This is a genomic window from Streptomyces sp. H39-C1 (assembly GCF_027158125.1).
GTDB lineage: Bacteria > Actinomycetota > Actinomycetes > Streptomycetales > Streptomycetaceae > Actinacidiphila > Actinacidiphila fildesensis.
This window is the reverse complement of sequence record NZ_JAPVLS010000022.1, coordinates 106366-119124: the sequence shown is the minus strand read 5'-3', so window position 1 is coordinate 119124 and position 12759 is coordinate 106366. Positions and strand designations below refer to the sequence as shown.

Here is a 12759-nt window from a genome sequence, read left to right as displayed (position 1 = left end):
GTGCGGGCCCGCCGGGAACTCCTGGCGGCGGCGGGGGAGGAGGGGCTGCTGGTCCTGGAGGACAATCCGTACGGGATGTTCCGGGCCGACGCGGAGAGCACCCGGCCCACCCTCAAGGCGCTGGACACCGACCGCCGGGTGATCTACCTCGGCTCGCTGGCCAAGACCGGGTTCCCCGGGGCCAGGGTCGGCTATGTCGTCGCCGACCAGCGCGTCGAGGGACCCGGCGGGAGCACGCTGCTCGCCGACCAGCTCGCGAAGGTCAAGAGTATGACGACCGTCAACACCCCGGCGCTCAGCCAGGCTGTGATCGGCGGGCTCCTGGTGCGGCACGGGTACCGGATGCGGACGGCGTCGCTGGCCGCGGCCGCCTTCTACCGGGAGAACATGGCGCGGCTGCTCGACGCGCTCGACCGGCACTTCCCCGAACCGGAGCGCACCGCACGGGGCATCGACTGGAACCGGCCCGAGGGCGGTTTCTTCGTGGTGCTGTCCGTGCCCTTCGACGCGGACGAGCGGGCCCTTGAGCGGTCCGCGGGGCGGCACCAGGTGCTGTGGACGCCCATGAGCCCGTTCTACATCGGCGGTGGCGGTGTGCGCAGGCTGCGGCTGTCGTGCAGCGCGGTGCCACCCGAGCTTGTCGACGAGGGCGTTCGGCGATTCGCCGAATTCGTCGCGGAGTCGGAATCCACGGCTGTTCACCACTCGGTGGCGACCAGCATTTCCGCCGTCGGCTGAGGGGAATTCTGCCGGTACTGCTCCGGCAACCGCAGCTGTAACGCATGGACTGCCGGAACCGCTTGAGCGAAGCTTGAAGCGTCCTGAGGCGACCGCATCAGGTGGCTGTCCAGTCAGGTGAATGGGAAGTCCGCGTGGACGTTGACGAGCTGTTTCTCGCCGGTCCGGCCGATGAGCCGGTGCTCCGGCTCGGAGAATCCATCGATCGTGGCCGGCTGCGGAAGCTGGTGTCGGAACGGCAGCAGCAATTGCGGGACTCCGGGCTGCACACCGGGGGTTCCGTCGCTGTTCATCTGCCTCCTTCGCTTGAATACATCGCCCATGTGCTGGCCGTCTGGAAATGCGGTGCGCAGGCGATTCTGGTGGACCACCGGTTCACCGAATTCGAAGTGAATTCCTGTGTCGAGCGGCTGGCTCCGCAGTTCATCGTGGAGCCGGCCGAACCGGCCACCGGCATGATGCGCGGCTTCCAGGACACCCGCAGCGTGATCAGGCCGCTGGAGGGCGGCCGTGCGCCCGGGACCGGGCACGCGCTCATCCAGTTCAGCTCGGGCTCCACCGGTCCCTCCAAGGTCATCGGCCGCACGGCCGCGGACCTGGTGGCCGAGGTCGAGCGCTACACCCGGATCGACGGTTTCCCGGGCGCCGGCCACCAGGTGGTGATGCTCGCGTCGATGACCAACGTGCTCGGCCTGGTCGGTGGCCTCCTCAACAGTCTGCACACCGGCGCCGAGATGGTCATACCCCGGCACACCGGCAAGGACGGCATCCTGCGCACCCTCGTCGAGGCGACCGCACCCACCGTGCTCATCGGGGTGCCCTCCCAGGTAGACCTGCTCGCCCGGGTCGCCGACCCGCCCGCGTTGCCGCTGTTCCGACGCGTCATCACCGGCGGCGAGTTGGTCGGCGACGCGCTGTGGAACTCCTTCGCGCAGCGGTACGGGGTACGCATCGGCACGATGTACGGGATGACCGAGGCCGGAGTGATGGCCGTCGACGTCCTCGGTGAGCACCGTCCGGCACTGCTGCCCGCACCCGGTCATGAACTCCGCGTCGAGAACGGTGAACTGATGCTGCGACAGCCGGCGTCGCCCTATCTCGGCGACCCCGACCCGAGCCGGTGGTCGGACGGCTGGCTGCACACCCGGGACGCCGGGACGGTCGACACGTCCACGGGACGGGTGACCGTCCTCGGCAGACTCGACTCCCAGGTGTCGGTCGGCGGGCTCAAGGTCGACCTCAACGAGGTCGAACAGACACTGGCCGGTGCGCCCGGCGTGACCGAGGCCGTGGTCGTCCACGACGGTGCGATCCAGGCGTTCGTGGCACTGGACGGCGGAGGCACCGGTGCGGCCGGGATCGAGGCGTATCTGAGACAGCGACTCGCAGGTTACAAGCGGCCTCGCGCCGTCTACGTGCTACCGGCGCTCCCGCGGACCAGCAGTGGCAAGCCGATCCGCAACGCCGCGACGCTCAACGCCTCCCGGCTCGGCGCGGCGGCCCCGTCATGAGCCGCCGCCAACGGGCCAGGGCCGGCACCCCGCGTGGCCCGATCCGTAGAGCCGCAGAGGCACTCCGGCCGGGGATCCCTGCGCCGCCACCGCCACGACCAGGCCGTACGGGGCGGGCGGCAGGGCGAGCGACAGGTCAGGACCGTCCGGCAGCGGCGCCAGCTCGTCCGCGTCCGCCAGCAGCTCCGGCGGCACCCGCCGCCGCAGTCCGCCGCCCCGCAGCCCCACGCCGAGTGCCTTGCCCAGCGCCTCCTTCGCCGTCCACAGGCGGAGGAAGTCGGGGGTGCGGCCGGCCGCGGGGCGGTCCGCGAGCCACTGTGCCTCGGCAGGGTCGAAGTAGCGCCCGGCCAGCCGTAGGGCTGGCAGCGTTCGTACCGACTCCACATCCACACCGATCCGTCCGGACCGGGTGAGGGCCACGGCGACGACGTCGTCGCAGTGGCTGATGCTCACCTGAAGTTCCGCCCCGTCCGCCCGGGTGAGATACGGGCGGCCCAGTCCGTCGCGCTCGATGCGCGCCGCAGCCGGCGCCCCGAGCAGCTCGTCCGCGACCCGTAGCAGCAGTCGCCGGGCGGCGTCCCGCCGGTCCCCGCAGGCCGGGGCCAGCACCACAGTGACCGCGTTCGGATCCATCGCCGGGCGCGCAGACATGAGAGGCAGTACACCAGTGAAGGACGACATTCGCCAGTTCCTCATCTCGGCCCTGATCAAGATGAAGTACGACCCGGAGACGGTCAGCGGGTCGAGCTCGCTGGGGCCCGCCGGCATCGACCTCGACTCCCTGGGCGTGGCCGACCTCGTGATGCAGTTGGAAGACCGCTTCGGGGTGCAGATCGACGAGGACGAGTCCGAGCGCTTCGCGATGATGACGATCGATCAGATCGCGGAGGAGTCGGCGAGCCGCCTCCAGGCCGCCTAGCGCGCCGGTCCGGCCCGGTCACGAACGGCCCGCCGGCGCTCCCCGCAGAGCCCCTATCACCCTGTCCAGCCCCTCCTGTTCGACCCTCACAGGGAGAAAGCCACATGACCGTCCGACAATTGCGAGCGCAACTCGCGGCCGACCAGGAGCTGGGCGTCGGCAATGTGCTCAGCACCCTGGTCGCCCGCGCCGGGGAGTCCGCCGAGTCGGCGCTGACCTTCGACTCCGAGGTCGACGGGCACCCGGCCTGGCAGCGGCTGACGCTGCCCGACCTGGAGCGTGCCGTCGCCGCCCGCGCGGCGTGGCTGCACGCGTGGGGGGTGCAGCCACGCGACGCGGTCGCGGTGTTCGTCTCCACCGCGGCCGACCATGTGCTCGCCTATCTCGCGCTGACCAGGATCGGGGCCATCCCGGCGCTGCTCAACGCGAACATGGACGGGACCACGGCCCGCGCCTACATCGGGAAGGTGGCGCCCCGCGCGCTGCTCACCGACGCCGCGCACCGCGAACGCCTCGGCGACGGGGAGTTCCCCGGCCTGCTGCTCGGTGACATCGCCGGGATCGGCACCGGCGACCCGGCCCTGGCTCCCGGCCAGTACCGCTTCCACCCCACCGACGCCGCCGTCATCACCCACTCCTCCGGGACCACCGGGCTGCCCAAGCCGGTGATCGCCACCCACGCCAGTCTGTTCGCCGCCTCCCGGCACCGGCTTTCGCTGCCCAAGCCGCGCACCATCGACCGGATGCTCAGCGCTCTGCCCGCCAACCACGCGGCGATGGTGATCGCGGTGACGCTGGCGCTGTGCAGCGGCACCGAGTTGATGCTCGTGTCGGAGCAGGACGGTCTGAAGGTCCTGGAAGCGGTGGACCGCTGGAAGCCGTCGTGCGTCTTCGGTTTCGCGGCCACCTGGCCGCAGCTGGTCAACCGGGACCTGGGCGCGTACGACCTGGACAGCGTGCAGATGTGGTGGAACACCGGGGACGCCGCGCACGAGGCGCACATCAGGAAGCTGGTCGCGGTCGGCCACCGGCTGGTCGCCCAGCGCGGCGGCGGGATCGCCCGCAAGGAGGGCGCCACCTTCATGGACGGCCTGGGCTCCAGCGAGATGGGCCACTCGATGTTCTTCATCACGCACACCGCCGAGACCGGCCGCTACAACCGGTGCATCGGCAAGCCGCACGCGTTCGCCGAGGTGGCCGTCCTCGACGAGCTGGGCGAGCCGCTGCCGCCCGGCCGGATCGGTGAGCTGGGCGTGAACGCCCCCACCGTGTCGCCGGGGTACTGGAACGACTCGGCCACCACCTACCGCACCCGCAGGGCCGGCTACTTCCTCACCGGGGACCTCGTCTACCGGGACGAGGCCGGCTACTACTACCACGTCGACCGGGTCGTGGACACGGTCGCGCTGTCCGGCGGGCGCTATCTGCACACCGCGCAGTCGGAGGAACAGATCCTGGCCCGCTGCCCGGAGGTGTCCGACTGCACCGTCATCGCGGTGCCGGGCCCGGACGGTGCGGTGACCACCGAGGTGCTGGTGAGTATCCTCCCCGGCGCGAAGGCGCCAGGGGATCTGGACGAGCAGGTGCGGGCCGCGCTCGACGAGCATGTCGCGGCCACCGTACGGAGCGTCGTGGTGGTCGACGACGAGGACATCCCGCACGGGCCGACCGGCAAGGTCCGCAAGGTCATTCTGCGCGAGCGCTACAGCCAGGCGAAGGCAATGCCCGTGATCGAGCAGGGAGTTGAGACGGTATGAGCGTACGGTCGGAATCGGGTGTGGTCGTCACCGGCATCGGTGTGGTCAGTTCCCTGGGGCGGGACCTCGTGGACACCTTCGACGCCCTGTGCGAGGGGCGCTCGCAGCTCTCCCGGCCCACCCCGGAACTGGGGGAGCAGTCCCTGGTCGAGGTGGTCTCACAGGCACCCGACATCGACCCGGCCGAGGTGCTGAAGCCGCCGATCGACCCGGGCGTCGACCGCTTCCTGATCCTCGCGCTCGCCGCGGCGGAGCAGGCGATGGCGGACTCCGGGCTGCGGGTCGGCGAGAACGCGGACCCGGAGCGGGTCGCGGTGATCACCTCCACCGCCGGCGGACCGCTGCGGACGTACGAGGAGCAGGCCGCGGCGCGCCGCGAGCGCGGCCGCAGCGCGGTCAGCCCGTATCTGTGCCCGGGGATGATCCCCAACATGTCGGCCGCCCGGATCGCCATCAAGTACGGCATCCGCGGCTACAGCCTGCTGCTGTCCACCGCCTGTGCGGGCGGCGGCCAGGCCGTCGCCGAGGCGTTCCGGCTGATCCGCGAGGGTGAGGCGGACGTGGTGGTGTGCGGCGGCTCCGACGCGCCGCTGCATCCCACGGTCGCGGCCGCCTTCGTCAACGCCCGTTCGCTGGCGAACGGTTACGACGACCCGACGAAGGCGAGCCGGCCGTTCGACCAGGACCGCAACGGCTATGTGCTCGGCGAGGGCGCCGCGATGTTCATCCTGGAGCGGGCGGAGCACGCGGACGCCCGCGGCGCCGCCGGATACGCCGACGTCATCGGCTGGGGCGCGACCACCGACGGGTACCACGTGACCAAGCCCCGTCCGGACGGCTCGGGCGCCGCGGCCTGCATGCGGAAGGCCGTCGCGCGGGCCGGGCTGCGGCCCGAGGACATCGGTTACGTCAACGCGCACGCCACCAGCACCGGGCTCGGCGACATCGCCGAGGCGCGGGCGATCCGGGCGGTGTTCGGCGACGAGACCCCGCCGGTCAGCTCCACCAAGTCGGTCACCGGCCATCTGATGGGCGCCTCCGGGGCGTTCGAGGCCGCCGCCACCGTGCTGGCCGTCGCGCACGGCACGCTGCCGCCGACGTTCAATTTGGACCAGGTCGGCCGGGGCTGCGAGCTCAACCACGTGCGCGGAAAGGCGTACCGGACCGAGGTGCGGGCGGCGCTCTCCAACTCCTTCGGGTTCGGCGGCCACAACATCTCGCTGGCCATCGGCACCCCCACCACCCGGGGCCGGCGCCTCGCCGACGGAACGCGCAGCGATGGCTGAGCGGGCAGGCGACCTGCCGCTGCACAAGTTCTGGTGGCTGCACGACGCCCGCTGGTACCAGGGAGTGATGAAGCGGTACGGGCAGGAGGCCGCCAACGAGATCAACGCGGAGGCGATGCTCTTCGTGGCCCGCCGCGTCGCCCGCTGGTACACCGCCCGGCACGACGTCGACTTCGAGAAGCTGCCGATGGACGAGTTCGTCGACCGGTTCAAGGAGATCCCCCGGGTCATGTGGCCCGAGGACATGACCAACTACCAGCACCACGCGGTTGGTCCCGACACCTTCGAGACCGTGGTCACCGAGCACTTCGCGCTGAAGATGCTCAAGGCCGCCCGGTCCTTCGACAGCTACCGGTGCCCCTGCCTGGAGATGCGGGCCGGCTGGTTCGAGGGCATGGGGCTCACCGTCGAGGACAGCCGCAGCGAGTGCATGACCAGCGGCTCGGAGGTCTGCCGCTTCCGCGCGACCGTGCGTCGCACCGACCCGGATCCGGCCTGAACGCACGCGCGAACGCGCCCTGCCGGAACGTCCCGTCCAAGGGAGATCCACACCCATGATCGCAGGTATTGACCACGTCGAGTTCTTCGTGGGCGACGCCCAGCAGTCGTCCTTCTATCTCTGCGGTGCCTTCGGCTTCCGGCTGTGCGCCGAGGGCGGCCCGGAGACCGGCCTCACCGGGCACCGCTCGCTGCTGCTGCGCCAGGGCGGGGTCCGCCTCGTGCTCACCTCGGCGCTCACCGCGACCGCCGAGGCGGCCGGATACGTCAGCCGGCACGGCGACGGTGCGGCGGTGATCGCCTTCGGCACCGATGACGCCAGGGCCGAGTTCCACGCCGCCGTCGAGCAGGGCGCGGCCCCCGTGCGGGAGCCGGCCGTGTACGCGGACGCCGGAGCCCGGGTGGTGGTCGCCGAGGTCGCAGGGTTCGGCGATGTCGTCCACCGCTTCGTGGAACGGCACGGCGACCCGGACGCGTTCCTGCCGGGCCGGATGCAGACCCTGGCCCCGGACCCGGAGGACGGGGAGTCGCTGTTCGAGCTGATCGACCACGTCGCGGTGTGCGTGCCGGCCGGGGAGCTGGACCGGACGGTCGCCCACTACGAGAAGGCCTTCGGCTTCGCCCAGGTCTTCGAGGAGCACATCGAGGTGGGCGAGCAGGCGATGAACTCCAAGGTGGTGCAGTCCCCTTCGGGCGGCGTCACCTTCACGATCCTGGAGCCCGACACCACCCGCAGGCCCGGCCAGATCGACGACTTCATCGGCCGGCACGGCGGCGCCGGAGTGCAGCACCTGGCCTTCCTGGCGCCGGACATCTTCACCGCCGTGGACCGGCTGCAGCAGCGCGGAGCCCGCTTCCTGGCCACCCCGGACGGCTACTACGACGGCGTCGCGGGACGGGTCGGGGCCACCACGGTCGACGCGGCGGAACTGCGCCGCACCAACGTCCTGATCGACCGGGACCACTGGGGCGAGATCCTGCAGATCTTCACCCAGTCCATGCACGTGCGGCGCACCTACTTCATGGAGGTCATCGAGCGGCGCGGGGCGCGCAGCTTCGGCAGCGGCAACATCAGGGCGCTCTACGAGGCCGTGGAACGTGACGGTTCGAGCGCCGCGGCAGTCTGAGCGCCGCGGATCCGAGCGGGAGAACAGGACAGCGGGGAAGGCAGTTCATGGACGCGGGACAGACGGAATTCAAGCTCACCGACAAGGAAGCGGCACTGCTGCCGACGGACGACGAAGTACGGCAGTACGCCGAGCGCGGCTGGTATCTGTCGCGCAAGCTGTTCACCGACGACGAGATCGACGTACTGACCTCGGCGAGCGACCGGTACTACGCGGGCCACCGGGACCGCACGCTGCCGGTCCGGCCGGCCAGGCTGGCGTACTGGACCCCCGAGGACGGGCCGGTCCAGCGGCACAACGACTACATCCACTACGAGGACGACCGGATCGCGGCGATCCTGCGCAAGCCGCTGCTCGGGGCGGTCGCGGCCCGGCTCGCCGAGGCCGACGAGATCCGGGTCTTCCAGGCCACGATGATCTACAAGCCGCCGCGGCCCGACGAGCGCACCAACCTGGTGCCCTGGCACTTCGACAAGCACTACTGGGCCACCTGCACTTCGGAGCGCATGCTCACCGCCTTCATCCCGTTCCACGACTGCGGAACCGGGATGGGCACCATCACGATGATCGACGGGAGCCACCGCTGGCGCGAGGCCGCCGTCGTCGACAGTGCCACCCGACACTTCGCCGAACGCGACCGCTCGGAACTGGACCGGATGCTGGCCGAGAACGCCACGTACAACAGCACCCAGGTCACCAAGGTCCCGATGGAGATCCCCAAGGGCCATGTGAGCTTCCACCACTGCCGGACGTACCACGGCAGCGGACCCAACCTCAGCGACCGGCCGCGCCGGGCGATCTCGCTGCATCTGCAGGACGGCGCCAACCAGCACCGGCCGTTCCAGCTGTCCGACGGCTCACCGGTCGAGTACAACCACGACGTCCTCGTCCGCCGTACGCCCGCGGGCGAACCCGACTACTCCGACCCCGCGTTCTGCCCGGTCGTCTGGCGTTCCGGCACGGGACGCTGAGCCGCCGATGCGAACGGTGGCGGTGGTGGGCGGCGGGCTGATCGGCACCTCGATCGGTATGGATCTGCACGGGTGCGGGGTGCGGGTGCATGTCATCGACCGTGACCCGGTGACCCAGACGGTGGCCGCGGAACGCTGCCGGGGGTACGAGGGCGCACCACCGGAACCCGCCGACCTGGCGGTGATCGCGGTGCCGCCGGGCGCGGTCGCTCCGGTGCTGCGCGAGTGGCAGTCCCGCGGCCTGGCCCGCTGCTACACGGACGTGGCCAGCGCCAAGGAGTCCGTGCACCGGGCCGCCACGGCGGCGGGCTGTGCGCTGGACGCCTTCGTCGGCGGCCACCCCATGGCGGGGAGCGAGCGGCCGGGACCGTACGCGGCGCGCGCCGGGCTCTTCACGGGCCGGCCCTGGGTGCTCACCCCGGACCGGCACACCGGGACAGCCGCACTGTCCGCGGCCCTCGCGCTGGTCGAGGCGTGCGGGGCGCGGCTGGTGGTGATGGGCCGCGCCGAGCACGACCGGGCGGTCGCGACGACCTCGCACGCGCCGCACGTGGTAGCGAGCGCACTGGCCTCGGCGGTGGGCGCGGCTCCGCAGGAAGTGGTCGAACTGTGCGGGGCGGGGATCCGGGACGCGACCAGGATCGCCGCGGGCGAGACCGGACTGTGGAGCGACATCCTCGGCAGCAACGCGAGTGCGGTCGCGGCGGCACTGGAGCCGCTGATCACCGAACTCACCGCCGCCCTGGTCCAGTTGCGGGAGGTCGCGGGCGCTCCGCCCGGATCCCCGCCGAGGGCGCTGGCCGGGCTGCTGGACCGCGGCGGGGAAGGCCGCGCCCGCATCATGACGGCCCAGCCGGCCGCGGCCCCCGCGCCGCCACCGGTCGCGGTCCCTTCCTACGCCTAGCCGCGTCCTGCGCGCGGTCCCGTCCCGAGCCCGGTCCCGTCCTACGCCCAGCCATGAACGACGAGCGGAGAGGAGACAGCAGATGAGCCGGTCGGTCCTGGTCACCGGGGGCAATCGCGGTATCGGTCTGGCGGTCGCCAACGCCTTCCTGGCGCAGGGCGACCGGGTCGCGGTGACCTGTCGCGAATCCCCGCCGCCGGACGGAAAGCTGTTGGCCGTGCGGTGCGATGTGACCGACTCCGGGCAGATCGACGCGGCCTTCGACGCGGCCGAGCGCGCCCACGGGCCGGTCGAGGTACTGGTCTCCAACGCCGGGATCATCGACGACGTCCTGCTGCTGCGGATGCGCGAGGAGCAGTTCACCCGGGTCGTGGACACCAACCTCACCGGCGCCTACCGGGTCGCCCGGCGGGCCGCGCGCGGCATGGTGCGCGGCGGCTGGGGACGGATCGTGCTCATCTCCTCGGTGGCCGCCGTGCGCGGGGCTCCCGGGCAGGCCAACTACGCGGCGAGCAAGGCCGGTCTGGGCGGGCTGGCACGGGCCGTCGCGCGCGAGCTGGGCTCCCGGGCGATCACCGCCAACGTGGTACTGCCCGGTTTCATCCCCACCGACATCAACGCGGACCTGCCGGAGAAGGTCCGCCGGGAGGCGCTCGCCCAGATCCCGGCGGGCCGCTACGGGCGGCCGGAGGAGGTCGCGGCGGCCGTCACGTTCCTCGCGTCGGATGCCGCCGGCTACATCACGGGGGCCCTGCTGCCGGTGGACGGCGGACTCGGCATGGGCCACTGACACCGCAGGTCACGTCGGACCGGATCACGTCAGGCCGCAACAGGTCACGTCGGACCGGATCACGTCACGTCAGCTCTTGGAAACCGCAGACGACCGGGGGAGGACCCCTTGCACGCCACCCGCACCGTTCCCTGTCCGCTCGGCGCCCAGTCGCCCGACGCGCTCGGCGCACTGGCCCGCGAGCTCGTCGCGAAGCTCACCGCCGACCCGGGGGTGTCCCCGGCCCAGGCGGCGCGCGGTCTGGCCGGCAGCCCCGCCGGGCCGCACCGCGCCGTGGTGCTCGCGGAGGACCAGGCCGGGCTGCTCGACGGCCTGTCCGCGCTGGCCGCCGGCCGGCCCGCCGACCACCTCGTCACCGGACAGGCCGTTACCGACGCCGGAACGGCCTTCGTCTTCCCCGGCCAGGGCTCCCAGTGGCCGGGCATGGCGACGGAGCTGTACGCGAAGTCGGAGGTCTTCCACGACCGGCTCGACGCCGTGGCCGCCGAACTGGGCCGGTGGAACGACTGGAACCTCCTCGACGCCATGGCGGGCGCGGAGGGCGCGCCGGGTTTTGAACGGGTCGACGTGGTGCAGCCCGCGCTGTTCGCGATGATGGTGTCGCTGGCCGCGCAGTGGGAGTCGTACGGTGTCGTCCCGACGGCCGTGATCGGTCACTCGCAGGGCGAGATCGCCGCCGCGCACGTCGCCGGGATCCTCAGCCTCCAGGACGCCGTACGCATCGTGGTGATGCGCGGGCGCGTCCTGCGGAAGCTGACCGGGCGCGGCGGGATGCTCTCGGTGCCGATGCCGTACGAGTGGGTCGAGCGGTACGTGGCGGAGCACTCGGCGCGGCTGGCGCTCGCCGCCGAGAACGGCCCCGGCAACCTGGTCGTCTCCGGCGATGTGCCCGCCCTGGAGGAACTGGTCCAGCGGTGCGCGGAGGAAGGCGTCCGGGCCCGGATGGTGAAGGTCGACTACCCCTCCCACTCGCCGCAGATCGACGAGATCCGCGACGAGCTGCTCGCCGGCATCGCCGGCGTGGCCCCCGGCCCCGGCCGGATCCCCTACTACTCGTCGGTGGCCGCGGGCCGTATCGACGGCACCGAACTGGATGCCGACTACTGGTTCCGGAACCTGCGCCGCACGGTGCGCTTCGAGTCCGCGGTGCGCGCCGCGGCGGACGACGGCCATCTGCGGTTCGTGGAGAGCAGCCCGCACCCCGTGCTGGTGCGGGGAGTGCAGCGCACGCTCCGCGACGTGCCGGACGGCCGGGTGATCGAGTCGGTGCGGCGCGGTGAGGGCGGCCCCGACCGGTTCCTGCGCTCGGCGGCCGAGGCGTACACGCACGGTGCGGACGTCGCCTGGCCCGGCGCGCTGTTCAGCTGAATCCGTGGATCCGGAAGAGCCCGGATCCCCGGCGCCCACATGCTCCGGGAACCCAAGAGTCACGGCGGTCTCACGAGTTGTCCCACTCTGGAGGAACAGATGTCACGCTACGACTGGGAAATCGACAACCCCGGCATCGCCCGCCTTGAGCAGGCCGTGGAAGGCGCCCGCAGCCGGGTGGTCGGCCACCCCGTCTACCACAGCCTGGACAGCCTGGGCGCGGTGGTCACGTTCATGGAGCACCACGTCTTCGCCGTCTGGGACTTCATGTCCCTGCTGAAGTCGCTGCAGCGGAACCTGACCTGCGTCTCCGTGCCGTGGATCCCGAGCGGCCCGGCCGCGAGCCGGCGGCTCATCAACGACATCGTGCTGGTCGAGGAGAGCGACGAGATCGGCGAGGGCTTCATCAGCCACTTCGAGCTCTATCTGCAGGGCATGGCCGAGGCGGGCGCCGACACCGGGCCGATCGACTCCCTGGTGGCGCTGCTGCGCGAGGGCAAGCCGGTGCTGCCGTCCCTGAAGGAGGCGGGCGCGCCCGCCTCGTCCATCGAATTCGCCACGAAGACCTGGGAGTTCATCGAGAACTCCCCGGTGCACTGCCAGGCGGCGGCCTTCGCCTTCGGCCGCGAGGATCTGATTCCGGACATGTTCGACAAGGTGGTCGCCGTCAACCGCGACCAGGGCAACCGGCTCGGTTCCTTTGTCGACTATCTGGAACGGCACATCGAGGTGGACGGCGAGGAACACACCCCGATGGCCATGCAGATGCTCGCCGATCTGTGCGGCGACGACCAGGACAAGTGGGCGGAGTGCGAGGAGGCCATCAACGGGGCACTCGACGCCCGGGTCCGGCTGTGGGACGGCATCCTCGCGGAAGTCCGTGCCTGACA

General features: G+C 71.6%; 13 protein-coding genes. 12 read left to right on the top strand and 1 reads right to left on the bottom strand.

Going from position 1 to position 12759, the window contains the following annotated elements; genetic code table 11:
- The coding region (locus O3W51_RS17190) for an aminotransferase class I/II-fold pyridoxal phosphate-dependent enzyme (protein WP_269286500.1) at positions 1-738 on the top strand (738 nt) is incomplete at its 5' end.
- Positions 739-872: 134 nt separating this feature from the next.
- Positions 873-2249, top strand: a complete 1377-nt coding sequence (locus O3W51_RS17185; protein ID WP_244809007.1) for a class I adenylate-forming enzyme family protein — start codon at positions 873-875, stop codon at positions 2247-2249.
- Here the strand turns inward: O3W51_RS17185 and O3W51_RS17180 are convergent.
- On the bottom strand, positions 2244-2900 hold the full coding sequence (locus O3W51_RS17180) for a 4'-phosphopantetheinyl transferase family protein (RefSeq protein ID WP_198358281.1): 657 nt from the start codon (positions 2898-2900) through the stop codon (positions 2244-2246). The genes O3W51_RS17185 and O3W51_RS17180 overlap by 6 nt on opposite strands.
- 16 nt (positions 2901-2916) lie before the next feature.
- Between O3W51_RS17180 and O3W51_RS17175 the strand changes: the two genes are divergently transcribed.
- The 10 genes from O3W51_RS17175 to O3W51_RS17130 all read left to right on the top strand — a co-directional run bounded on the left by O3W51_RS17175 (position 2917) and on the right by O3W51_RS17130 (position 12757).
- Complete coding sequence (locus O3W51_RS17175) at positions 2917-3168, top strand: acyl carrier protein (protein ID WP_164296322.1); 252 nt, start codon at positions 2917-2919, stop codon at positions 3166-3168.
- Between the two features lie 104 nt (positions 3169-3272).
- Positions 3273-4925, top strand: a complete 1653-nt coding sequence (locus tag O3W51_RS17170) for a class I adenylate-forming enzyme family protein (protein WP_269286497.1) — start codon at positions 3273-3275, stop codon at positions 4923-4925.
- The gene (locus O3W51_RS17165; RefSeq protein WP_138356979.1) at positions 4922-6211 is read left to right on the top strand and encodes a beta-ketoacyl-[acyl-carrier-protein] synthase family protein; all 1290 of its coding nucleotides are present in this window, start codon (positions 4922-4924) and stop codon (positions 6209-6211) included. The genes O3W51_RS17170 and O3W51_RS17165 overlap by 4 nt, the downstream gene beginning before the upstream one ends.
- Entirely contained in the window at positions 6204-6710 is a 507-nt protein-coding gene (locus O3W51_RS17160; protein ID WP_138356980.1) for an L-2-amino-thiazoline-4-carboxylic acid hydrolase, read from the top strand. The genes O3W51_RS17165 and O3W51_RS17160 overlap by 8 nt, the downstream gene beginning before the upstream one ends.
- Before the next feature lie 55 nt (positions 6711-6765).
- Positions 6766-7836 carry a 4-hydroxyphenylpyruvate dioxygenase gene (gene hppD, locus O3W51_RS17155; RefSeq protein WP_138356981.1) on the top strand — a complete coding sequence of 357 codons (1071 nt, stop codon included), beginning with the start codon at positions 6766-6768 and terminating at the stop codon, positions 7834-7836.
- A 47-nt stretch (positions 7837-7883) separates the two neighbouring features.
- Positions 7884-8807 (top strand): phytanoyl-CoA dioxygenase family protein, encoded by a 924-nt coding sequence (locus O3W51_RS17150; protein ID WP_138356982.1) that lies wholly within the window; start codon positions 7884-7886, stop codon positions 8805-8807.
- A gap of 7 nt (positions 8808-8814) precedes the next feature.
- Entirely contained in the window at positions 8815-9711 is an 897-nt protein-coding gene (locus tag O3W51_RS17145; RefSeq protein WP_138356983.1) for a prephenate dehydrogenase, read from the top strand.
- Between the two features lie 82 nt (positions 9712-9793).
- Positions 9794-10501 carry a 3-oxoacyl-ACP reductase FabG gene (fabG, locus tag O3W51_RS17140; protein WP_138356984.1) on the top strand — a complete coding sequence of 236 codons (708 nt, stop codon included), beginning with the start codon at positions 9794-9796 and terminating at the stop codon, positions 10499-10501.
- A 108-nt stretch (positions 10502-10609) separates the two neighbouring features.
- Positions 10610-11869 (top strand): acyltransferase domain-containing protein, encoded by a 1260-nt coding sequence (locus tag O3W51_RS17135; RefSeq protein WP_269286492.1) that lies wholly within the window; start codon positions 10610-10612, stop codon positions 11867-11869.
- A gap of 99 nt (positions 11870-11968) precedes the next feature.
- Positions 11969-12757, top strand: a complete 789-nt coding sequence (locus tag O3W51_RS17130) for a DUF3050 domain-containing protein (RefSeq protein ID WP_138356986.1) — start codon at positions 11969-11971, stop codon at positions 12755-12757.
- Positions 12758-12759 lie beyond the last annotated feature (2 nt).